The sequence below is a fragment of the Arsenicitalea aurantiaca genome (genome assembly GCF_003994485.1).
Taxonomy (GTDB): domain Bacteria; phylum Pseudomonadota; class Alphaproteobacteria; order Rhizobiales; family Devosiaceae; genus Arsenicitalea; species Arsenicitalea aurantiaca.
This window is the reverse complement of sequence record NZ_RZNJ01000006.1, coordinates 100,971-123,243: the sequence shown is the minus strand read 5'-3', so window position 1 is coordinate 123,243 and position 22,273 is coordinate 100,971. Positions and strand designations below refer to the sequence as shown.

General features: G+C 66.5%; 23 protein-coding genes. 15 read left to right on the top strand and 8 right to left on the bottom strand.

Annotated features, from left to right (window positions below):
• The first annotated feature begins 110 nt into the window (after window positions 1–110).
• The 6 genes from EMQ25_RS15870 (at window position 111) to dld (ending at window position 7,044) form a co-directional block, all read left to right on the top strand.
• Entirely contained in the window at window positions 111–1,358 is a 1,248-nt protein-coding gene (locus EMQ25_RS15870; RefSeq protein ID WP_425290247.1) for a CaiB/BaiF CoA transferase family protein, read from the top strand.
• Window positions 1,355–2,134 (top strand): enoyl-CoA hydratase, encoded by a 780-nt coding sequence (locus EMQ25_RS15865; protein ID WP_127189588.1) that lies wholly within the window; start codon window positions 1,355–1,357, stop codon window positions 2,132–2,134. The genes EMQ25_RS15870 and EMQ25_RS15865 overlap by 4 nt, the downstream gene beginning before the upstream one ends.
• A 131-nt stretch (window positions 2,135–2,265) precedes the next feature.
• Window positions 2,266–3,240 (top strand): tripartite tricarboxylate transporter substrate binding protein, encoded by a 975-nt coding sequence (locus EMQ25_RS15860; protein WP_158626110.1) that lies wholly within the window; start codon window positions 2,266–2,268, stop codon window positions 3,238–3,240.
• A 61-nt stretch (window positions 3,241–3,301) separates the two neighbouring features.
• Window positions 3,302–3,787 (top strand): tripartite tricarboxylate transporter TctB family protein, encoded by a 486-nt coding sequence (locus EMQ25_RS15855; protein WP_127189586.1) that lies wholly within the window; start codon window positions 3,302–3,304, stop codon window positions 3,785–3,787.
• On the top strand, window positions 3,787–5,295 hold the full coding sequence (locus EMQ25_RS15850) for a tripartite tricarboxylate transporter permease (RefSeq protein ID WP_127189585.1): 1,509 nt from the start codon (window positions 3,787–3,789) through the stop codon (window positions 5,293–5,295). Before EMQ25_RS15855 ends, EMQ25_RS15850 begins: the two co-directional genes overlap by 1 nt.
• A gap of 63 nt (window positions 5,296–5,358) precedes the next feature.
• Window positions 5,359–7,044, top strand: a complete 1,686-nt coding sequence (gene dld, locus EMQ25_RS15845; RefSeq protein ID WP_127189584.1) for a D-lactate dehydrogenase — start codon at window positions 5,359–5,361, stop codon at window positions 7,042–7,044.
• 18 nt (window positions 7,045–7,062) lie between these two features.
• On the opposite strand, the gene EMQ25_RS15840 is transcribed toward dld, so the two are convergent.
• The 3 genes from EMQ25_RS15840 to EMQ25_RS15830 form a co-directional block, all read right to left on the bottom strand.
• Window positions 7,063–7,365 carry an antibiotic biosynthesis monooxygenase gene (locus EMQ25_RS15840; protein ID WP_127189583.1) on the bottom strand — a complete coding sequence of 101 codons (303 nt, stop codon included), beginning with the start codon at window positions 7,363–7,365 and terminating at the stop codon, window positions 7,063–7,065.
• An 85-nt stretch (window positions 7,366–7,450) separates the two neighbouring features.
• A complete protein-coding gene (gene lsrK, locus EMQ25_RS15835; RefSeq protein ID WP_127189582.1) occupies window positions 7,451–9,013 on the bottom strand; it encodes an autoinducer-2 kinase in 1,563 nt (520 codons plus the stop codon).
• Window positions 9,010–9,960, bottom strand: coding sequence for a sugar-binding transcriptional regulator (locus EMQ25_RS15830; protein WP_127189581.1), 951 nt, complete (start codon window positions 9,958–9,960; stop codon window positions 9,010–9,012). Before EMQ25_RS15830 ends, lsrK begins: the two co-directional genes overlap by 4 nt.
• A 199-nt stretch (window positions 9,961–10,159) precedes the next feature.
• Between EMQ25_RS15830 and lsrA the strand changes: the two genes are divergently transcribed.
• From lsrA to EMQ25_RS15805, 5 genes are all read left to right on the top strand, one after another.
• A complete protein-coding gene (gene lsrA / locus EMQ25_RS15825) occupies window positions 10,160–11,671 on the top strand; it encodes an autoinducer 2 ABC transporter ATP-binding protein LsrA (RefSeq protein WP_127189580.1) in 1,512 nt (503 codons plus the stop codon).
• Window positions 11,664–12,728: an ABC transporter permease subunit gene (locus tag EMQ25_RS15820; protein WP_127189579.1), complete on the top strand. Its 1,065-nt coding sequence runs from the start codon at window positions 11,664–11,666 to the stop codon at window positions 12,726–12,728. The genes lsrA and EMQ25_RS15820 overlap by 8 nt, the downstream gene beginning before the upstream one ends.
• Window positions 12,725–13,747, top strand: a complete 1,023-nt coding sequence (locus EMQ25_RS15815) for an ABC transporter permease subunit (protein WP_127189578.1) — start codon at window positions 12,725–12,727, stop codon at window positions 13,745–13,747. The genes EMQ25_RS15820 and EMQ25_RS15815 overlap by 4 nt, the downstream gene beginning before the upstream one ends.
• Window positions 13,740–14,759, top strand: a complete 1,020-nt coding sequence (lsrB, locus tag EMQ25_RS15810) for an autoinducer 2 ABC transporter substrate-binding protein LsrB (protein ID WP_127189577.1) — start codon at window positions 13,740–13,742, stop codon at window positions 14,757–14,759. Before EMQ25_RS15815 ends, lsrB begins: the two co-directional genes overlap by 8 nt.
• A 74-nt stretch (window positions 14,760–14,833) precedes the next feature.
• Window positions 14,834–16,078, top strand: a complete 1,245-nt coding sequence (locus EMQ25_RS15805) for a class II aldolase/adducin family protein (protein ID WP_127189576.1) — start codon at window positions 14,834–14,836, stop codon at window positions 16,076–16,078.
• Window positions 16,079–16,123: 45 nt separating this feature from the next.
• Here the strand turns inward: EMQ25_RS15805 and EMQ25_RS15800 are convergent, their stop codons facing one another.
• Both EMQ25_RS15800 and EMQ25_RS15795 read right to left on the bottom strand, forming a co-directional pair.
• Window positions 16,124–16,693, bottom strand: coding sequence for a hypothetical protein (locus EMQ25_RS15800; protein WP_244606617.1), 570 nt, complete (start codon window positions 16,691–16,693; stop codon window positions 16,124–16,126).
• A gap of 135 nt (window positions 16,694–16,828) precedes the next feature.
• Window positions 16,829–17,203 carry a DUF2147 domain-containing protein gene (locus EMQ25_RS15795; protein WP_127189574.1) on the bottom strand — a complete coding sequence of 125 codons (375 nt, stop codon included), beginning with the start codon at window positions 17,201–17,203 and terminating at the stop codon, window positions 16,829–16,831.
• 136 nt (window positions 17,204–17,339) lie between these two features.
• On the opposite strand from EMQ25_RS15795, the gene EMQ25_RS15790 reads away from it, so the two are divergent.
• From EMQ25_RS15790 to arsC, 4 genes are read left to right on the top strand one after another with little or no spacing between them, the layout of a single operon-like run.
• A complete protein-coding gene (locus EMQ25_RS15790) occupies window positions 17,340–17,696 on the top strand; it encodes an ArsR/SmtB family transcription factor (RefSeq protein WP_127189573.1) in 357 nt (118 codons plus the stop codon).
• Window positions 17,689–18,198 carry an arsenate reductase ArsC gene (locus EMQ25_RS15785; RefSeq protein WP_127189572.1) on the top strand — a complete coding sequence of 170 codons (510 nt, stop codon included), beginning with the start codon at window positions 17,689–17,691 and terminating at the stop codon, window positions 18,196–18,198. Before EMQ25_RS15790 ends, EMQ25_RS15785 begins: the two co-directional genes overlap by 8 nt.
• Window positions 18,195–19,265, top strand: coding sequence for an ACR3 family arsenite efflux transporter (gene arsB, locus EMQ25_RS15780; RefSeq protein ID WP_204570057.1), 1,071 nt, complete (start codon window positions 18,195–18,197; stop codon window positions 19,263–19,265). Before EMQ25_RS15785 ends, arsB begins: the two co-directional genes overlap by 4 nt.
• Window positions 19,262–19,684: an arsenate reductase (glutaredoxin) gene (gene arsC, locus EMQ25_RS15775; protein WP_127189571.1), complete on the top strand. Its 423-nt coding sequence runs from the start codon at window positions 19,262–19,264 to the stop codon at window positions 19,682–19,684. The genes arsB and arsC overlap by 4 nt, the downstream gene beginning before the upstream one ends.
• Before the next feature lie 6 nt (window positions 19,685–19,690).
• On the opposite strand, the gene EMQ25_RS15770 is transcribed toward arsC, so the two are convergent.
• The 3 genes from EMQ25_RS15770 to EMQ25_RS15760 form a co-directional block, all read right to left on the bottom strand.
• Window positions 19,691–20,542, bottom strand: coding sequence for a flagellar motor protein MotB (locus EMQ25_RS15770; RefSeq protein ID WP_127189570.1), 852 nt, complete (start codon window positions 20,540–20,542; stop codon window positions 19,691–19,693).
• On the bottom strand, window positions 20,542–21,312 hold the full coding sequence (locus tag EMQ25_RS15765) for a motility protein A (protein WP_127189569.1): 771 nt from the start codon (window positions 21,310–21,312) through the stop codon (window positions 20,542–20,544). Before EMQ25_RS15765 ends, EMQ25_RS15770 begins: the two co-directional genes overlap by 1 nt.
• A gap of 91 nt (window positions 21,313–21,403) precedes the next feature.
• On the bottom strand, window positions 21,404–22,273 hold the full coding sequence (locus EMQ25_RS15760) for an NAD(P)-dependent oxidoreductase (RefSeq protein WP_127189568.1): 870 nt from the start codon (window positions 22,271–22,273) through the stop codon (window positions 21,404–21,406).

Below are 22,273 nucleotides of genomic sequence, written 5' to 3'. Positions count from 1 at the left end.
AGCCAAATCGGCGCGAGCAGAAACCGGGTTGACCGCGCCATTTTTGTATACAAGATTGAGATCAAGACCGGGCGGAGGAATGAGGGCCCCGCCGCGTTCGAGGAGGTTTCATGTCGTCTGCCCCAATGCCCGCCGCCCAGGCTCCCGCTGCCGCACCTGCCGGTGCCGACCCGCTGCCGCTTGCCGGCCTGCGGGTGCTCGATCTGAGCCAGGTCATGGCCGGGCCCTTCTGCTGCATGCTCCTGGGCGACATGGGCGCGGACGTTATCAAGGTCGAGCCGCCGAAATCGGGGGATCAGACGCGCAAAGCCATGGGCTTTCGCATGAAGGGATCGGACAGCCCCGGCTTCCTCGCCCTCAACCGTAACAAGCGCAGCATCGAGCTCAACCTCAAATCCGAAGCCGGCCGGGCTGTCTTCTATGACTTGGTGCGCACCGCCGACATCGTCGTCGAGAACAGCCGGCCCGGCGTCTCGCGCAAGCTCGGCGTCGATTACGAGACGCTCGAGAAGATCAACCCGGCAATCGTGTATGCAAGCATCTCGGGCTTCGGCCAGAGCGGCCCCTGGTCGCAGCGCCCCGGCTTCGATCTCATCGCCCAGGCCATGTCGGGGGTCATGAGCGCGATGGGCATCAAGGGCCAGCAGCCGGTAAAGTCGGGCGTTTCGGTCGGCGATCTGGGCGCGGGGCTCTTCGCGCTCTACGGCATTCTGAGCGCCGTGATCGGCCGCCAGGCCACCGGGCGCGGACAGTTCGTCGATGCCTCGCTCTTTGAGGCCGCGCTCGGGCTCTCGATCTGGGAAGCGACCGAATTCTGGGCCACCGGCCGGTCCCCCGAACCCATGGGCTCGGCCAACCGCATGAGCGCGCCCTATCAGGCCTTCGCCGCCAGCGACGGCATGTTCGTGCTCGGCGCGGCCAACCAGAAGCTCTGGACGCTGCTCTGCCAGACCATTGCCCGCCCCGACCTCCTCGAGGATCCGCGCTTTGCCGAAAACCGCGATCGGCTGCAGAACCGCGAGGCGCTGGTCGAAGCGCTCAACGAAGTCTTCCTCACCGACACGGTCGCCAACTGGATCGAGCGCCTGCTCGGCGCCGGCATTCCGGCCGGGCCGATCAACGATTTCGCCCAGTCGCTTTCGAGCGAGCACGTCATCGCGCGCAACATGGTGCAGGAGCTCGTCCATCCCGTCGAGGGCACGATCAGGACGCTCGGCTTTCCGGTGAGGCTCTCGCGCACGCCGCAGGCGCTTCGCCGGCATCCGCCGCTCCTGGGCGAACACACCGAGGAGATCCTCGCCGAACTGGGCCATTCGGATCGCCTCGCCGATTTCCGCGCAGAGGGTGCCTTCGGATGAACCCTGGCCGCGTCACCCTAACGCTCGATCAGGGCATCGCCCGCATCGTCTTCGACCGCCCCGAAGCGCGCAACGCGATGACCAAGCCGATGTATGCCGATCTCCACGAGATCTGCCGCACGCTTGCCGGCCGCGACGACATCCGCCTTGCCATCCTGCGCGGGGCGGGCGGGGAAGCGTTCGTCGCCGGCTCCGACATCGGCATCTTCGAGAGCTTTGAGACGGGCGCGGACGGCGTCGCCTACGAAGCCGAGATGGAGATCTACACCCGCGCACTGGCGGACCTGCCGTTTCCGACCCTCGCCGTCATCGAGGGCTGGGCGGTGGGCGGCGGGCTCAACCTTGCCTCGGTCTGCGATCTGCGGATCGCGACCCCCGATGCGCGCATGGGCGTGCCGATCGCCAAGACCGTCGGCAATTGCCTCTCGATCGAGAATTATGCGCGGCTGGTCGCCGGTTTCGGCGCCTCCCGCGCCAAACGCCTGCTGATGGTGGGGGATTTCCTCGGCGCAGAGGAAGCGCTCGCCTGCGGCTTCATCTTCGAGATCGTCGCGCGCGACACGCTGGAGGACCGGATCGCGGCGCTCGCCGCCCGCATCGCGGGGAACGCCCCGATCACGCTTCGCGTCAGCAAGCAGGCGATCGGCCGCGTCCTCGATGCGGGCGTGCTTCCCGATGCCGATGATCTCATTGCCGAGGCCTATGGCAGCGCCGATTTCCGCACCGGCATCGCCGCTTTCAAGGCCAAGGCGCGCCCGGCCTGGACCGGCCGCTAGGGGAGGGGCGCCATGCCGTTTCCCCGCACTGCCATTCCCAATCCGTCACCGGCCGCAGGGCCGGGACGAACCCTGCCGTGCCCCCCTCGCCGGCAGTTCACCCGTCACGACACTTCAAGGAGGAGATTTTCGTGAACCTCAAGACCCTCGCCCTCGCGGCCTTTGCCGCAGCAATCGTCGGCGGGCCAGCCCTCGCCCAGGATGGCGGCTGGACCCCCAATCGCAATGTCGAGCTCGTCGTGCCCTATAGCGCCGGCGGCGGCAGCGATCTCAATGCCCGCGCCCTCGCCGAGGCCATCCGCCAGAACAATCTGGTCTCGCGCAACATCGTCGTTCTCAACCGCCCCGGCGGCTCGGGCGCGGTCGGCAACACCTATGTCGCCAGCCGCGTCGGCGACGGCACCGCGATGATGACCTTCAACTCCGGCCAGATGATGAGCACGCTCTCCAACGATGCGGCCGTCAAGCTCGAGAACATCACCCCCCTCGGCACTCTCGCGCTCGACACGCTGATGCTCGCGGTCCAGGCCGATGCCCCCTATGAGGATTTCGACGCCTTCCTCGAGGCCGGCACGGCCAATCCCCAGAGCATCACCATCGGCGGCGCGGCGCGCGGCGGCGAGGACAATCTCGTCTTTGCCATCCTCGACACCCCGACCGGCAATGCGCTTCAATACGTGCCCTTCGACGGGGCGGGCGACATCGTCTCGGCGCTGCTCGGTGGCCACGTCACCGCCGGCATCTTCAATCCGGGCGAGATCTCGGCCCAGCTCGAGGCCGGTTCGGTGCGCATCCTCGGCACCTTCTCGACCGAGCGGCTCGGCGGCATCTTCGCCGATATCCCGACCTTCACCGAGCAGGGCTATCCCGATGCGGTCTTCGAGATGTTCCGCGGCTATGCCGGCCCTCCGGGCATGACCGATGAAATGATCGCCTATTGGGACAACGTGCTCGGCCAGGTCGCCGAAACCGCCGAATGGCAGGCGGATGTGGAGGCCAACAGCCTCATCCCCACCTACATGAACGCCGCCGATTCCAAGGCGTTCTGGGAGCAGGAAGAAGAACGCTACATCGTCCTTCTGACCGATCTCGGCTTCATCAACTGATCGATCCCGCCGCGCTCCGAACCCTCGGGGCGCGGCGATCCTCTTGTTCGCGGAGAAGGTCATGAGCAACATCGATCGCCCGACGCGGGGCTGGCTGAGCCTCGAGGCCGCCATATCGCTCGCCATCGTCATCGCCGGCCTCGTCTTTGCCGGCTTCGGCCTCTTCCGCTACGGCTTCTGGCAGAACAACGGGCCGGGCGCCGGCTTTTTCCCGACCATTGCGGGGCTCCTCGCCGCGGGTGGCGCGGGCATCGAGCTCGTCCGCCGCAGCGGGGCTGAACTGGGCACGGTGCGCTGGCGCGATTTCTCGCCCTTCGTGGCCGCCGTCATCGCGGTCCTCATGGTGCCGGTCATCGGCATGACCGAGGCGATGACGCTCTTCGTGCTCATCTGGATCCGCTTCGTCGAGAAGCGCTCCTGGATCCAGGCGCTGCTCTCGGCCGCCATCGCACTGGCCATCGTCTATCTGCTCTTCGGGGTCTGGCTCGGCATCCGCTTCCCCGACACCCTCGTGCCGTCCCTCTTTGCAATGCTCGGAGGCTGGTGATGCTCGAAACCCTGCAGGCCCTCATATCGGGCTTCGGCACTGCGCTTCTGCCCAACAATCTGCTCGCCGCGCTCATCGGCTCGGTCCTCGGCATCGTCATCGGGGCAATCCCGGGCCTCGGCTCGGTCACCGCCATCGCGCTCCTCCTGCCCCTGACCTTCGGGCTTGATCCCACCACCGCCATCATCATGCTCGCCGCGGTCTATTTCGGCTGCATGTTCGGCGGCGCCTACAGCGCCATCCTTCTCAACATCCCGGGCGATGCGCCTGCAGTGATGACGGCGATGGACGGCTACCCCATGTCGCGCGACGGTCGCGGCGGCAAGGCGCTCTTTGCCGCCAATTACGCCTCCTTCATCGGCGGCACGATCGGCATCGTCATCCTCACCTTCACCGGGCCCCTGCTCGCCGATTTCGGCCTGCGCTTCGGCCCGGCCGAAACCGGGCTCCTCATCCTCGTCGCGCTCACCTCCATCGGCTGGCTCCTGGGCACCAACGTGCTCAAAGGCCTCGCCGCGACCGCCGTCGGCATCATGCTCGCCACCATCGGCATCGGCACCACGTTCGGGCAGCCGCGCTTCACCCTCGATTCCATTTACCTCCTCAACGGCATCAACTTCATTCCGCTCGTCATCGGCATGTTCGGCTTTGCCCAGCTGCTCGAAATGATGGCCGCCCGCACCACCCAGCCCGTTGCCCGCCCGCAGCTGGGGCTGAGGGATTCCCTCCCCGGCGCCGGGGATCTGCGCGCGCTCCTTCCCGTCAGCGTCCGCTCGGGTTTCCTCGGCACGCTCACCGGCGTCGTACCTGGCGCCGGCGCAACCACGGGCAGCTTTTTTGCCTACATTCTCGAGCGTCGCGTTGGCCGCAATCGCGAGCAGATGGGCAAAGGCGCGGCCGAGGGTGTTGCCGCCGCGGAATCGGGCAACAATTCGGCCGCCGTCGGCTCGTTCGCCCCGCTGCTCTCGCTCGGCATTCCGGGCTCGGGCACTTCGGCGATCCTGCTCGGCGGGCTCATGATGTGGGGGCTCCAGCCCGGCCCGCTGCTCTTCCAGAACCAGCCCGACTTCGTCTGGGGGCTGATCTCGTCGATGTATATCGGCAACGTCATGGCGGTCATTGCGGCCTTCCTCATCATCCCCTTCCTCATGCGCATCCTCTGGGTGCCCACCGGCATCCTCGTGCCGATCGTCGGGGTCGTCTGCATCGTCGCCGCCTACAGCGTCAGCGGCAGCATGTTCGAGGTCTGGATGATGATCGGGGTGGGCGTCGTCGCCTATCTCATGGGCCGGGCCGGCTATCCCGCCGCGCCGCTCCTGCTCGCCTTCGTCCTCACCCCGCGGCTCGAAACCAGCATCCGGCAGGCCTTCGACATCTCCAATGGCAGCCTGGGAATCTTCGTCTCGAGCCCCATCGCCATCGCGCTTCTGGGCGTGCTGGTCCTCATCCTCCTCGCGCTCGTCTGGCCGCTTCTGAGCAAACGCAAACCGGCCGAAAATCCGCTATAAGCTATGCCGCCCGTCCCGGTCTCCGGGGCGGGCCATACCCATCCTCCTGCGGTTCCAGAGTCCATGTCCGAGTCTCTCGTTTCAACCTTTCGCGCCCTTGTCGGCGCCCGCCACGTCCTCGTCGGGGATCGCGAAACCCGCCGCTACAGCAAGGGTTTCCGCTATGGCGGGGGCAAGGTCCTCGCGGTCGTGCGCCCCGGCAACCTGCTCGAACAATGGCGCGTGCTCGAGGCTGCCGTCGAAGCCGGCGTCATCGTCATCGTGCAGGCGGCCAACACCGGCATCACCGGCGGCTCGACCCCGTTCGGGGAGGGCTATGACCGTCCCATCGTCATCATCAACGTCATGCGCATCGCGCGCATCGATCTGATCCGGGACGGCCAGCAGGTGATTGCGCTTCCCGGCGCCACGCTCGACCGTCTCGAAAAGACCCTCCGCCCCATCGGGCGCGAACCCCATTCGGTCATTGGTTCGAGCTGCATCGGCGCGTCGGTCGTCGGCGGGGTCTGCAACAATTCGGGCGGCGCGCTCATCCAGCGCGGCCCCGCCTATACCGAGCTTGCGCTCTATGCCCAGCTCGGCGCCGATGGGCGGCTGCGGCTCGTCAATCATCTGGGCGTCGCGCTCGGGGAGGATCCCGAAACTATACTGGGCCGGCTTGACCGGGGCGAATACGGCCCCGCCGACATCGCGCCCGAGGGCAACCGACGCGCGTCGGACCATGACTATCATCGTCATGTCCGGGACATCGATGCCGATACCCCGGCGCGCTACAATGCCGATCCGCGCAAGCTCTTCGAGGCTTCGGGAAGCGCAGGCCGGCTCGCGGTCTTCGCGCTGAGGCTCGACACCTTCCCCGCCGATAGCGACTCGCAGGTCTTCTATATTGGCTCGAATGATCCGACCGAGCTCGCCGCCATTCGCCGGCATATCCTCTCGCGCTTTGAAACCCTGCCCATTGCGGGGGAATACCTCCATCGCGACGGCTACGACCTGACCCGGAAATATGGCAAGGACATCTTCCTCCTGATCAAGACCTTCGGGACCGATCGCGTGCCGCAAGCCTTTGCCATGAAAAGCTGGGTCGATGGCCTGACCGAAAAGCTCGGGCTCGGCGGCGCCATTTCGGATCATGTGGTGCAGTTCGCCATGGGGCTGTTGCCCGAGCATCTGCCGGCCCGGATGAACGCCTATCGCGACCGCTTCGAGCATCATCTGATGCTGCGCATGGGCGGGCCCGGCGTTGCCGAGGCGCGCGCCTATTTCGCGACGCTCTTTCCCTCCGCGACCGGCGATGTCTTCGAATGCACGCCCGAGGAGGGGAGTGCGGCTTTCCTGCACCGCTTCGCCTTCGGCAGCGCGGCGCCCCGCTACAAGGCCACCCATCGCAGCGAGGTCGAGGATCTCCTCGCCCTCGACGTCGCGCTCCCCAGAAACGAGGCAGACTGGCTCCCCGCTTTGCCCGAGGATCTCGATCGGGAGCTCGTCCACAAATCGGTCTGCGGGCACTTCTTCTGCCACGTCATGCATCAGGAATATCTGGTGCGTAAGGGCGCGGATGTTCCGGCCATCAAGACGCGCCTCCTCGCCCTTCTCGCCTCGCGCGGGGTCGAATATCCCGCCGAGCACAATGTGGGGCACCTCTACGAAGCCAAGCCTGCCCTCGTCGATTTCTACCGCACGCTCGACCCCACAAATTCCTTCAATCCCGGCATCGGCAAGACGAGCAAGAAGCGCGGCTGGGCGTGAGGGCGCCGGTGGGCGCCTTCAGCTCATGAATTCGGCCATTACCGGCCGGTAGTATTGCTTGGTGCGCGGCCCCTCGATGATGGGGTCGATGCGCGACACGCATTCGGAATAATGCGGGGTCCCCCGATGCGCCTCGAGCGCCTCGGGGGAGCGGAACACCTCATAGACGACGAATTTGTGGTCGTCCTCGGGGTCGCGCAGCACGTCGAAGCGCAGATTGCCGGGCTCCTTGCGCGTGCCTTCGTAATTGACGCGGAAGGCGTCGAGGAATTCCTCGAGGTGACCCGGTTTGACCGTGATCGACACCATCTGGATGAGCATGGCCGTTCCTTTCAAGACTGTTCTGTTCGCGCGGACGCGCTTGTTTTGCTGGCCAGAGGCCGGATGAGCGGGGAGGGGCCGGCGCTCAGAGCCCCGGCGCCTTCCACATCGAAGTCGTGATGCCTCTGTCGACGAGCTCGATCTGCGCGCGATAGGCCGCAGCCCAGCGTTCGCCCGCCTCGTCATAAAGGCCCTTGAGGTGTGGCTCGGGCTCGAACCGCGCGTCCCAACGAACCCAGGCGCTCGCGGCCTCGCTGAAATCGGCGAACCGTCCGGCCCCGATCGCCGCCGCCGCTGCGCAGCCCATGGCGGTCGCCTCCTTGACGCGCGGGGTGACGACCGGCAGGCCCGTCACCGTCGCCAGCATCTGCGCCCAATGCGGGGATTTGGCCGCGCCCGCCGCAAAGACGATCCGTTCGGGCCGCCTGCCGCTCAGGGTGAAGATGGCATCGAGATTGCGCGCGGCGACGATGGCCGCGTTCTCCTGGAGGGCCCGGAAGATCGCCGGCTTGCCGGCCTTCTGCGCATCGATCGAGAGATTGAGCAGCGAAGGCGCCGCATGATACCAGCGGCCATAGCGCATCACGTCCGAAAGGATCGGGATGATGCCATGGGCGCCCGGCGGCACGGCTTTGGATTGTTCCTCGAGCAGCGCATAGGCGTCCGCCCCGGTCTCGGCCGCCCGCGCCATCTCCTCCTGCCCGAAGGCGTCGCGGAACCAGCGCATCGCTGCCCCGACGAAAAAGCTGATCGCCTCGGCCTGGTTGATCCCTGGCACCACATGCGGGTTGAGCCGCAAATTCATGCCCGGATCGACGATCTCCTGGCCCACATTGACGATCTGCTGCCAGAACGTCCCGCCGAAGACCGCGCATTCTCCGACCGCCACCACCCCGAGCCCGGCCGTCCCGATCTGGCAGTCGCCCCCGCCCATCACGACCGGGGTCCCGGCCCGCAGCCCGGTCGCTTCGGCCGCCGCGTCGGTGACCGCGCCGATCACCGTGCCCGGCTCGTGGATTTGGGGGAGGATCGCCGAACTCAGCCCGGTCTTTTCGAGTTCCCCCCGCAGCCAGTCCCGGGTCGTGAGCGAGAGCAGCCCCGTCGTGCCGCCGTTTGAGGGATCGCTTGCGATCACCCCCGAAAGCTCGGCCAGCACCCAGTCCGAGATCATCGAGACATGGGCGATCCGCGCGTGAAGCTCGGGCAGGTTCTCCTTGATCCAGAGCAGCCGGGGCAGGGCGCCGAGCGCAAAGGTCTGCCCGCTCGCGCCATAGAGCGCGCGTTCGAGCTCGGGACGTTCCTTTTGCAGGCGCCGCACCTGGTCGACCGCGCGGCTGTCGACGTTTGCGCAGGCCCAGATCGCCTTGCCAGCGCGGTCATAGGCGACGATCGCCTCGCGCATGCTCGTGGCGCTCACCGCCGCGATCGCGTCGGGCGAGATCCCGGCCTCCGCGATCGCGGCCTTCACGCAGGCTCCGATCAGCGCCCAATTCCCTGCGATGTCGAAATCCATCGAGCCGGGAAAGCGCGGATCGCTCTTGTGCCACCACTCGGCCTGGCTCGCCGCCACCTGGCGTCCGTCATCGTCGAACAGCACGGCCCGGCCGCTGCCGGTACCGGCATCGATGGCGAGATAATAGCGGCTCATTTGTCCTCCTCCGCGGCCGCGAGCAGGGCTTCGGCCGTCGTTTCGTCGGTAATCAGGATCGAGGCGAAGCGCCCCAGCAGCGCCGCGCGAATGGCGGCGAGCTTGCCGAGCCCGCCCGCCACCGCAATCACCTTGGACGATTGCGCGAGCGCTTCGAGCTGCACCCCGATCACCCGCTCGTGGAAGGGCAGGTCGAGCACCGTGCCGTCGCGATTGAAGAAGCGGCAAAGCATGTCGCCCACCGCGCCCTTGCGGCGCAGCGGCTCCACCTCGTCGGGGGAGATATGGCCCGAACGCACCACCGTCGAGGACTGGCCGAGCTCGCCGATACCGACGAGCTGGTAGGTGGCGTCGAGCGCCATGTCGAGAAGGTTGGTCACTGCCGGCTCGGCGAGCAGGAATTTCGCGATTTCGGGGTTGCGCACCACGAGCGGCGCGGGCACCAGGTGCACGTTGCTGCCCCAGTTTGCCGCGCGCATGCCGTCCACATAGGTGCTGACCCCACCCGTCATGCTGACGAGCCCGATGCCGCGCTCATTGGCGACATGGCCGAGCTTCTGGATGGTGCTGCTGACCGTCGCGCCCCAGCCGGCCGCGAGCAGATCCCCTGGACGCAGCCGCTGCATCAGGAACTGCGCGGCGGCCTGTCCCAGGCGCTCGCTCTCCTGCCCACCGGGCAGGGCGGGGATCACATAGGCCTCGCCGAGCCCATAGCGGGCGCGCAGCCCTTCCTCGAGCAGCAGGCAACCCTGGTAGCGGGAGTTGATCTTGACGTCGATGACGCCGGTGCGCCGGCCCGCTTCGAGCAGGCGCGACACCTTGATCCGGTTGAGGTTGAGCCGATCCCCGATCTCGTTCTGCGTCAGCCCGTCATGGTAATAGTACCACGCGACCCGAGCCAGAAGCTCTTCCTCACTGTCCACCGCGTCCGCGACGTGTTCGTTCACCTGATCCCCTCCTGAACACTTGGATATTGAACGTTACATATGTTCAAGTCAAGCGCATGCCGTGCATCGCAAAAGACCCGGAAATCCTTACCAAATAGGTCAGTGCTTCTGCCATTCCACCTCGCCATGGCTGACCGAAGTGAACAAATGTATTGACCCGTTTCATTTGTTATGATCGGATCAGCGCAGGGAGGACGGAATGGCTCTTAGGGACGGCACCGCCGCGCAAGCGCTGATCGACGTCAGGGACGTCTGGAAGCAGTATGGCCCCGTGGCCGTGCTGAAGGGCGTTTCCATAACGCTCGCGCCGGGCCAGATCCATGCGCTGCTTGGTGGCAATGGAGCGGGCAAGTCCACACTGATGAAGGCCATTGCCGGCCTCGTCGTGCCCAATAGCGGCTCCATCGCCATTGCCGGCACGCTCCTTGATCGCCCGTCGGCGGCCCGCGCGCAGCGGCTCGGGCTCTACCTCGTGCCCCAGGAAGCCCATATCTTCGGCAGCCAGAGCGTGCTCGAGAACATCTGCATGGGGCTCGACAAGCCTGCCGCGCGCCTTCGTGGCCGCGTCGAGGCGCTCGTTGCCCAGCTCGCCGTCTCGCTCGACCTCGATGCGCAGGCCGCGACCCTCGAGATCGCCGACCGCCAGATCGTCGAGATTCTGCGCGGCCTCATCCGCGAGGCGCGCGCCCTCATCCTCGACGAGCCGACCTCGGCCCTCACCCCCCATGAGGTCGAAGCGCTCTTTGCCCGCATGCGCGCGCTGGCCGCATCCGGCGTCGGCATCTTCTTCATCTCCCACAAGCTGCGGGAAATCCGCGAGATCTGCCACGACATCTCGGTTCTGCGCGATGGCGCAATCGTGCTTTCGGGCCCGATGTCGGCCCATACCGATGCCGAGATCGTCACGGCGATGACGCGCGTCGCCGCGCCCGTCGCGGTCGATCTCTCCACCGCGCCCGCCGCCGCACCCGCCCCTGGCAGCGAGCGTCGCCTCGAGGTCGAGCGGCTTTCGGGCGAAGGCTTTTCCGAAGTCTCGTTCAGCCTTGCGGCGGGGGAGATCGTCGGGCTCGCCGGGGTCGTCGGGGCCGGCCGCACCGAGCTTGCCGAAACGATCTTCGGGCTCCGCCCCACCCTTTCGGGCGCCGTCAGGCTCGGGGGCGCGCCGCTCGAAAACCGCAGCCCCAGCGTCTGCATCGATCGCGGGCTCGTCTATCTCCCCGAGGATCGCCAGCAATTCGGCCTCTTCCTCGATGCTCCGCTCGACTGGAACGCCTCGGCCTATCTCATGCACAAGATGCCCTTCTTCCTGCGCCCGCGCGATGAAGCCCGCCGCTTCGAGCGCTTCCGCAGCGCCATGGGCATCAAATGCGAGAGCCATCTGCAGCCGGCCCGCCGCCTTTCGGGCGGCAACCAGCAGAAGGTGCTGCTCGCCAAATGCCTCGCGGCGGACCCGCAGGTGCTCATCCTCGACGAGCCGACCCGCGGCGTCGATGTCGCGGCGCGCAACGACATCTACGCGCTGATCCGGAGCCTTGCCGCGCAGGGCGTCGCAATTCTCCTCATCTCGTCCGATTTCGACGAGATCGTGCAGCTGAGCGACCGCGTGCTCGTCATGGCCTTCGGCGCGCTCGAGGGCGAACTGCCGCGCGGCGCTTCGGTCGATGCCATTGGCGGGCTCGCCTTCGGTGCACGGGAGGCGGCAGATGCTTGAGCTCTTCGCGCGCAACCGCGTCGCCACGCTCTTTGTGATCACGCTCCTTACCTTCGGGGCCATCGGCCTCGCTGCGCCCGGCTTCCTGTCGGCGAGCACGCTCGCAACCGTTATGGCCAACAGCCTCGTGCTGATGCTGGTCTCCTTCGGCACCATGCTCGTCATCATCACCCGGAACATCGATGTGTCGAGCGGCTCGGTGCTCGGGCTCTCCGCTGCCGTATTGGGGCTCAGCCTCAATGCCGGCATCGCGCTCCCTCTCGCCATCGGCATCTGCATCGGGGTCGGCGCGCTCGCCGGCGCGTTCAACGGCCTGCTCGTCGCCGGCTTCGGTGTGCCCTCGATCGTCGCGACGCTGGGCACGCTCGGGCTCTATCGCGGGCTCATGCTCAGCCTCACCGGCGGACGCTGGATCGAGGCCCTGCCCCAATCGATCAAAGCCCTCGCGGCCAATCTGGGCTGGGGCGGCTCGGTGCTCACCCTCATCGTGCTCGGGGTCTTCCTCATTCTCTGGCTCTTCCTGCGCATGACGCGCCAGGGCGGCTATTTCTTCGCCACCGGCGACAATCGCGAAGCGGCCCGCCATCTGGGTATTCCGGTTCGCTCGATCGTCTTTTCGGCCTTTGTCGGGGCAGGGGCCTGCGCGGCGCTCGCAGGTGTCGTCTTTGCCGCTCAGATCGGGTTCATCCCCAACCAGGCCGGTAACGGCATCGAGCTCAAGGCCATCGCGGCCAACGTGCTCGGCGGCGTCAGCCTTCTTGGCGGCGTCGGCTCGGCGGTCGGGGTCTTCATCTCGGTCATCTTCCTTACCGCCATCGACAGCGCGCTGGTCTTCCTGCGGATCCCCGCCTTCTGGAATGATTTCATCGCGGGCGCCATCCTGCTCACCGTGCTCGTGCTGGACGGACGGGTGCGCATGGCGGTCGACCGGCGCATCCGCGCCAAGCGCTACGCCTCCCATCATGGCGCCGAGCGCACCAAGTCGCCCAGCCGCCCGTCGGCCACCGCGGCGCCCGCAATTCCCACGCCCCACACCGCTCCGGAGGCCGGCCGATGAAACGCTTCGTTCTGCGCTGGGAAGCCGCGCTCGTCGGGCTTCTCGTCCTCGAGTTCATCGTCTTCGGCGCGATCAACCCGCGCTTCCTCAACCCATCGAACCTCCTCTACGGCACCTCCGATTTCGTCCATATCGGCATCATCGCCCTGCCGCTGACGCTCGTCATCATCTCGGGCGGGATCGATGTGTCCTTCGCCTCACTCGTCGGGCTCTGCGCCATCGTCTTCGGGGTCGCAAATTTCTTCGGCGTGCCGCTTCCGCTTGCCATCGCCATGGCGTTGGCAGCCGGGGTTCTCGCGGGCGCCTTCAACGCTGCGATCATCCATTTCTCGCGCATCCAGCCGCTCGTCGTCACGCTGGGTAGCCTCTATCTCTTCGGGGGCGCGGCAACCGTGCTTTCGGGCGCCGTCGGGGCAGGGGGCTATGAGGGGATCGGCAATTTCCCCGCCGCCTTCACCAGCTTCGGCTATCTCGAAATTTTCGGGGTGCCGGCCATCCTCATCCTTTTTCTCATGCTCGCGGCGCTCTTTGCAGTGCTCCTGCACCTCACCCGCTTTGGGCGCGCCGTCTATCTCGTCGGCCAGTCGCCCGATGCCTCGCGCTATTCGGGCCTGCCCGTGGGGCGCGTGCAGGCGGCGACCTATCTGCTGACGGGCCTCTGCGCGGCCATCGCCGGGCTCGTCCTCTCATCCTATTTCGGTTCGGCCCGGGTCGATCTCGGCACCGCCACGCTCCTGCCCGCCATCACCGCGGTCGTGCTCGGCGGCGCCTCGATCTATGGCGGCCAGGGGTCTCTGGTCGGGACCATCCTTGCGGTCTTCGTCATCGGCTTTTTGCAGCAGGGTCTGCAGATGGCCGGCGTGCCGAGCCAGGTGTCCAGCGCCCTTTCGGGGGGCCTGCTGGTTGTCGTGGTCGCCTTGCGCCATGGAAGCGCGATGCTGCCTAATCTCATTGCCGCGGGACAAAAGGCCATGACGGCCCGTCCGCGGCGTTTCGTGGAGGAGAAAACGAATGACTGATCCGATCAAGGCCCTGGCGCTCGCCTCGACCGCCTTCATGGCGCTCGCGGCGGCGGCCCCCGCCACCGCGCAGGATATCGCCTTCATCCCCAAGCTCGTGGGTGTGGGCTTCTTCACCAGCGGCGGCGCCGGCGCGGTTGCGGCGGGCGAGGAGCTCGGCGTAAACGTCACCTATGACGGCCCCACCGAGCCCAGCGTTTCGGGCCAGGTGCAGTTCATCAACAATTTCGTCAACCAGGGCTATGACGCGGTCATCGTCTCCTCGGTCAGCCCCGACGGGCTCTGCCCGGCCCTGCAGCGCGCCATGCAGCGCGACGTGCTCGTGATGACCTGGGACAGCGACGTCGATCCCGAGTGCCGCAGCTACTACATCAACCAGGGCACGCCCGAGCAGCTCGGCGGCCTCCTCGTCGACATGACCACCGAGGACGTGACCAACGAGAACGCCAAGATCGCCTTCTTCTATTCGAGCCCGACCGTGACCGACCAGAACGCCTGGGTCGCCGCCGCGCGCGAGAAGATCGCCGCCGAGCATCCCGGCTGGGAGATCGTCACCACCCAGTACGGCTACAATGATGCCCAGCAGTCGCTGCAGACTGCCGAAAGCATCCTGCAGGCCTATCCCGATCTCGATGCCATCATCGCCCCCGATGCCAACGCGCTTCCGGCTGCCGCCCAGGCCGCCGAAAACCTCGGCCGCGAAGACGTGACCATCGTCGGCTTCTCGACCCCCAACGTGATGCGCCCCTATGTCGAGCGCGGCACCATCAAGCGCTTCGGGCTCTGGAACGTCACCGATCAGGGTGCGCTCTCGGTCCATGTCGCGGCCCATGTGATCGAGAACGGCCCGCTCAATGTCGGCGATTCCATCGAGATCCCCGGCATGGGCACGGTCACCGTCGAGCCCAATTCGGTCCAGGGCTATGACTATGAAGCCGATGGCAATGGCATCATCCTGCTGCCCGAGCGCACCGTCTTCACCGCCGACAACATCGACGACTTCGATTTCTGATCGACAGCGTCGCGTTCCGGGCCGCCTCTTCCGAGGCGGCCCTTTTTCATGATCTGACCCAAGGATGCCCGAAGATGGATAGCCGCTGGAGCAACGAGGAAGCCGAGGCTTTTGCCGCGAGGGCGCGCGAGGAGGGGCACCATCCCGATCTCGGCCACCGCATCTATTCCTCCCGCCTCATCGGGCAGGATCCGGACCTCGTCATGCATGGGGGCGGCAATACGTCGGTCAAGGTCGCGGGCCCCGATGGCATGCTGATGCACATCAAGGGCAGCGGCTGGGATCTCGACACCATCGAGGCCCCGGGCCTCCCCGCCGTCCGGCTCGAGGCGCTGCTGCCGGTTCGGGAGGGGACGAAGCTCACCGATCCCGAAATGGTCGCGCTCCTGCGCTCGGCGCTCGTTGATCCCAAGGCGCCCAACCCCTCGGTCGAGGCGCTTCTCCACGCCTTCATTCCCGAAGCCTTCGTTGATCACAGCCATTCGAGCGCCGTCCTCGCGCTCGCCAACCAGCCCGGCATGGCGGCGCGCGTTGCCGCCCTCTATGGCGATCGGCTCGCCTTCGTGCCCTATGTCATGCCCGGTTTCGATCTCTCCATCGAAGGCGGGCGCATCCAGGCCGAAAACCCCGATGCCGAGGGGCTCTGGCTCGAAAATCACGGGCTCTTCACCTTCGGCCCCGATGCACGCACCGCCTATGAGCGCATGATCACCTTCGTTTCGATCGCCGAGGCCGAACTCGAGGCCCATGGCGCCGCTTTGCCGCCGCCCGAACCAAGCGATGCCGAAGCGCCCGATGGGCTCCTGTCGCGGCTTGCCGAAATCCTCGCCGAACGTGACGGCCCCTTCGGCGCCGGGACCGCCTTCGATATCCGCTCCACGCCGGCCATCCGCGCCTATCTCGCGCTCCCCGATCTCGTCGACATCGCCCATCGCGGCACGGCGACGCCCGATCACGTCATTCGCATCAAGCCCTTCCCTCTGATCCTTGCCCCCGATGCCGATCGCGCCACCATCGCGCACGGGCTCGACGAATATGCCGAGCGCTACAGGGCCTATTTCGAGCGCAACGCGGCCCGCGCGAGCGAAAAGAAGATCATGCTCGATCCCCTGCCGCGCGTCGTCCTGATCGAAGGAATGGGGCTCGCCGGCATCGCGCCCAATGCCAAGGCCGCCCGCATCGCGGCCGATCTCGCCGAACAGACCGCCCGCATCGTGCCGGCCGCCGAAGCCTATGGCCGCTTCACCCCGATTTCGGAGCCTGACCTCTTCGACATGGAATACTGGTCGCTCGAACAGGCCAAGCTCGCCAAGGCCTGACCACAAAAGAAAAGCGCCGGCCCCTGGTGGAGCCGGCGCATTGTCCTACTCGGCGGCCGGCTCGACCACCTCATAGGTGCAGTCGAACTCGACCCGCGCGATGCGATAGGTATCGTCCGGATCATTGGGGATCTGCACGATGGCGTCGCCGGGCCGCGCGACCATCGGCTCGCCCCAGGGCGCCGTGAACTGGAATTCGCCCGTTTCTTCGGTCACGATGAAATATTCCATCTCGACGCCAGTGGGGTGGAATTCGCTATAGCCGCCATCGTCGGGCTCGGACTGAGCCGGGCCGTAGCGCTCGGGGAAGCGGGCAGCGCGGACGAGGATTTCGGGATTGTCCTCGACGTTCTCGAAGCATCGGTTGCGCACCACCCAATCGCCCGCGCTCGCCGGCGGCGACTGCGTTTCAACCCCTTCCCCTGGAATGATGCTGACGACGATCTCACCCTCGACCGCCGGCCGGGCATCGACCGGCAGCGTCTTGCGCGCAACGCCCGTCAGCCCGTCGCCCTTGGCGGCCTCGAACATCTCGATCTGATTGAGGAGCGGCAGGTCCTGGGCGAGGGCAGGGGTCGCGAGCATCAGTGCTGCGAGGGCGATCGAAAGTCTCATTGGATTTCCCTTCATTGGCCGAAACGGCTGCGGCACATTAGGGAATGACCCAATCGGCAGGCAAATGCATTAAATGCCCGGACTTTATGCAAAAGAAGAGGGCAGGCTCGGCGCCCGCCCTCGATAGGCTCTCTCTCAGATCCTGGTGAAAGAGAGGGTCTGGCAGAGGATGGCCGCGCGGCAGCCCTGGATCTCGAGCGTATCGGCCGCCACCAGCGTCGCCGTGCTCGCGGCTTCGCTGCCATCGAAGATCACCGTGCCACTCCACTGATTTGGCGCGGTCATCTCCGCCTGCATGATCTGCTGGTTCACATAGGCGAGGTTTTCCTCGGTCCGCGAATCCCCGTGGACGTCGACCAGCGTGGCGCACAATTGCGTGCCGTCGCCGCAAAGCGAGAGCTGGAGCGTCGTGCCATAGCTGTCGCGCCACGTCCCCTCGGGCGTCGCCTCCTGGGCGAGGGCGGGGGTCGTCAGAAGTGCGAGAATGGAAAAGGCGTGCAGAATGCGCATGGTTCACCTGTGCGGGTATGCCCGCTTCCCTTGTTGAATCAAGACCGACCAACGTGCCCGCGCGGGGAAAGTTGCCGTCATCGACCCTCTTGTGAACGGCTTGACGGGCGCACTACATATCGATATTTCCAGATATATGGATACAGAAAACGCTCTCCTCGCGCTCGACGCGCTCGCCCAGCCGACCCGCCTCGCCATCTTCCGCCGGCTCGTCGCGGCCGGGCCCGGGGGCATGCCTGCAGGCGCCATCGCCGATGCGGTCGAGGGCCGGCAGAACACCGTCTCCACCCATCTTTCCGCTCTTGCGCGCGCCGGCCTCGTCACCGCGACCCGCGAGGGACGGGTCATCCGCTATTGCGCGAGCTACGCGACCGCGGGCGCCCTCGTCGCCTTCCTCCTCGAGGATTGCTGCGGCGGCCGTGCCGAAGTCTGCGCGCCCCTTCTTGCCAATCTGCAATGCCTGCAACCAGAGCCCGAGGCCTGCTGTGCGTGACACGCCCTATTCCGTCCTGTTCCTGTGCACCGGCAATTCGGCCCGGTCCATCATCGCCGAAGGCCTGCTGAACCGAGACGGCGAGGGGCGCTTCATCGCCCGCTCCGCCGGCAGCCACCCCAAGGGCGAGGTTCACCCTTATGCTCTCGAACTGCTCGGCAGTCTGGGCATCGATACCGGCTTTGCCCGCTCCAAGAGATGGGATGAATTCGCCGGCCCCGATGCGCCGCGGTTCGATTTCATCTTCACCGTCTGCGATGCCGCCGCGAGCGAAGCCTGCCCGATCTGGCCCGGCCATCCCATGACCGCCCATTGGGGCGTCCCCGATTCGGCTGCCGCCACCGGCACCGAGGCCGAGCGCCGCTACGCCTTCGCCGAAGCCGCCCGCATGCTGGGCAATCGCATCTCGCTCCTGCTCAACCTGCCCATTTCCAGCCTCGACCGCCTCGCGCTGAAGTCCGAGCTCGACGCCATCGGCCACACATCGGACCATTCCGCTTGACCTCCCCATCCCCGACCCTGCGCGCGCCCGCCGGCATTGGCCTCTTTGAAAAATGGCTCTCGGTGTGGGTGGCGCTCTGCATCCTTGCCGGCATCGTGCTCGGCAATCTCTTGCCGGGGTTCTTTGCCGGCCTTGCCGGGCTCGAACACGCCTCGGTCAACTTCGTCGTCGCGCTTCTGATCTGGGCGATGGTCTATCCGATGATGGTGGCGGTCGATTTCTCCGCCATCGGACAGGTCGGTCGCCAGCCCAAGGGGCTGGTGCTGACGCTCGTGGTCAACTGGCTGATCAAGCCCTTCACCATGGCGCTGCTCGCGGTCTTCTTCTTCAACATCGTCTTCGCCCCGCTGATCGAGCCTGCCGATGCCCAGCAGTATATCGCCGGCCTCATCCTCCTCGGCGCTGCCCCCTGCACCGCCATGGTCTTCGTCTGGTCCCAGCTGACGCGCGGCGATCCGAACTACACCCTCGTCCAGGTCTCGGTGAACGATGCCATCATGGTGGTGGCCTTCGCCCCCATCGTCGCCCTGTTGCTCGGGCTCACCGAGTTCACAATCCCATGGGAGACGCTCCTGCTCTCGGTCGGGCTCTATGTGGTCGTCCCGCTCCTTGCCGGCATCGCGACCCGCGCCATCCTGCTGCGCGGCAACCCCGATACCGGCCGGATCGCCGCCTTCACCGCCCGCATCAAGCCCGCCTCGGTGCTGGGCCTGCTTGCCACGGTGGTCCTGCTCTTCGGGTTCCAGGGCGAGACCATCCTCGCCAATCCGCTGGTCATCCTGCTGATCGCCATCCCGCTACTCATCCAGTCCTACGGCATATTCGGGCTCACCTATTTCGCCGCCTGGAAGTGGAAGGTGCCCTTCAACGTCGCCGCCCCTTGCGCGCTCATCGGCACCTCGAATTTCTTCGAGCTTTCGGTCGCGGTCGCCATTTCGCTCTTCGGGCTCAATTCCGGCGCCGCCCTCGCCACCGTGGTCGGGGTTCTCGTCGAGGTGCCCGTCATGCTCTCGCTCGTCGCCTTCGCCAACCGAACCCAGCACCATTTCGAGGCAAACCCGCAATGACCATCACCATCTACCACAACCCCCTCTGCGGCACCTCGCGCAACACCCTCGCCATGATCCGCCAGTCCGGCGTCGAGCCCGAGATCGTGCCCTATCTCGAAACCCCGCCGACACGCGAAACCCTCCGCGATCTCATCGCGCGCTCCGGTCTCACCGTGCGCGAGGCGATGCGGACCAAGGAACCGGTCTATGCCGAACTGGGGCTCGATGACCCCGCTCTGTCCGATGCGGCGCTGATCGAGGCCATGCTCGCCCACCCGATCCTCATCAACCGCCCCTTCGTCGTCACCGAAAAGGGCGTGCGCCAGTGCCGGCCCTCCGAACTGGTGCTCGACATTCTCCCCAATCCCGATATCGGCCCCTTCACCAAGGAAGATGGCGAGGTCGTGATCGATAAAGATGGCAAGCGCCTCGTCTGAGCGCCCTCACGGCCTGAGATCGGCGGGAACGGGCGGCGCTTCGTGGCGCAGCAGGATCTCGACCCGCTGGTTCGCCGACATGTAGGGGTCGTTGGCAAAGAGCGGCTGCCCGGTCCCGCGGCCCACCACCGAATGGATGCGCCCGCCCGGAAGCCCGAATTCCTCGAGAATGCCGCGCACCACATTGGCGCGGTCAGCGGTCAGGTGCCAGCCATCATAGCGCGGGTCGGGATAGACCGCGCCCGCGGCCACATGACCGGTGATGACGACCGGGTTGGGCAGGCGCGCGAGAATGGGCGCGAGCGCCGCGATCGCCCGGCGCGTCGCCTCGAAGGGGTATTTGGCGCCTTCGGCGAACATCGGCCGGCCCTGCTGGTCCATGATGCGGATGGCGAGGCCTTCGGGTGTTTCCTCGACCAGCAGATTGTCCGCGATCCGCGTCACGTCCGGCATCTGCTGCCAGGCCTGCCTGATGCTTGCCGCCGCCAGCGCGAACTGCCGGCTCTGCTCGGTCTCCGAATGGAGGCCCGCGGCCGTGTTGGGCAGGTTCGCCCGCTGCTCGTCGGCGTCATGCGGCTCGGTCGCGATGTCGAGGCTTTCCCGGGTCTCCTCGGGGCTCAATATGCGCATGTGCTCCCGGTTGGGGTTGCCCTCGCGCTCGATCACGCCGGCCCGGCGTGCCCAGTCCACCATGCCGAAGGCGTCGCGCATCGAGCCGGCCACCACCTGCAGGCGCTCCTCGTCGGGTATCGAGAACGAGATGATGAGCACGAAAAAGCAGACGAGGATCGACATCAGGTCCGCAAAGGTGACGAGCCATTCCGGCACGCCCGCGGCCTTGGCTTTCTTGCGGGCCATCAGGCAGCCGCCGCCTCGAGCGGCTTGTCCTGGTTCTCCGGCAGATAGGCGACGAGCTTTTCGCGGATCAGCGTCGGGCTCAGCCCCTCGCGCACGGCCAGCACGCCGTCGATGATCAGCGTCTGGTTGATCTCCTCCACGTCGAGCTTGGCCGAAAGCTTGTCGGCCATGGGCAGGCAGACGAGGTTGGCGATCACCGCGCCATAAAGCGTCGTCAGGAGCGCCACGGCCATGGCCGGGCCGATCTTGGAGGGATCCTCCATATTGCCCAGCATCTGCACGAGCCCCACCAGCGTGCCGATCATCCCGAAGGCGGGCGCGGCGTCCCCGAGCGACTTGAAGACGCGCTGCCCTTCAGAAAGCCGGGTCAGGTACTGGTCGCGTGCCAGCTCCATGGATTCGCGGATGAACCCGCCCTCATAGCCATCGGCGATGAACTGGGCGCCCTTCTTGAGGTTGGGCTCGTCGATCTCGACCTCTTCGAGACCGAGCGGGCCGGAGCGGCGCACCGTCTCGCTCATCTGGGCAAGGGTGTTGATGAGTTCGCGCGGCTCGCGCTTCTTGTGGATGAAGGCTTCGCGCGCCCCGGTCACCAGCGCCCCGGCGATCCCCATCATCGGGAAGCGGATCAGCGTCGCGGCGAACCCGCCCCCGATCACGATCAGAATCGAAGGGGCGTCCACGAACGCCATGAACGAGCCGCCCAGATAGATCGCAAAGCTGATCACCGCGGCCCCTACGATCAGGCCGACAATCGTTGCGATGTCCATTCTGGTACCCCCGAGGCCGCCGCCTTCTGGCGCGATCGGGACCACCTTAGGCAAGAACGCCTAATCAGCTGTAAATGGCCGTGCTTTGGGCTCAGTCGCGCTCGAGCCGGGCGATCAGGCTCGCAGTGTCCCAGCGCTTGCCACCAAGGCTCTGCACCTCGGCGTAGAACTGGTCGACGAGCGCGGTCAGCGGCAGTTTCGCGCCATTGCGGCGTGCTTCGGCAAGGCAGATGTCGAGATCCTTGCGCATCCAGTCGACCGCAAAGCCGAAGTCGAACGCGCCTTCGTCCATCGCCTTCCAGCGGTTTTCCATCTGCCAGCTCTGCGCTGCCCCGCCCGAGATCGCCCCGATCACCTTTTCGATGTCGAGCCCCGAACGCTTGCCGAAATGAATGGCCTCGGCGAGCCCCTCGACCACTCCGGCAATGCAGATCTGGTTCATCATCTTGGCCAGCTGCCCCGAACCGGTCGGCCCGATCAGGCTGACCGAGCGGCCATAGGCCTCCATCACCGCCCGGGCGCGCGCAAAGACGTCTGCCTCGCCCCCCGCCATCACGGTGAGCACGCCATTCTCGGCGCCCGCCTGTCCGCCCGAGACCGGCGCGTCGAGAAAGCCGAACCCGGCCGCTTCGGCAGCGGCGCCGAGTTCGCGCGCGATATCCGCCGAGGCGGTGGTGTGGTCGGCAAAGACCGCGCCCGCGTCCATCCCCCCAAAAGCGCCGTCCGCCCCGAGGGTCACCGAGCGGAGATCCTCGTCATTGCCGACGCAGCAGAAGACGAATTCATTGCCCTTCGCGGCCGCGCGCGGCGTCGGCGCGCTCCTGCCGCCATGCTCGGCAACAAACGCTTCTGCCTTCGTCCCGGTGCGGTTGTAGACCGTCACCTCATGCCCCTTGGCCAGCAGGTGGCGCGCCATGGGAAAGCCCATTACCCCGAGCCCGATGAATGCGGTCCGTGCCAT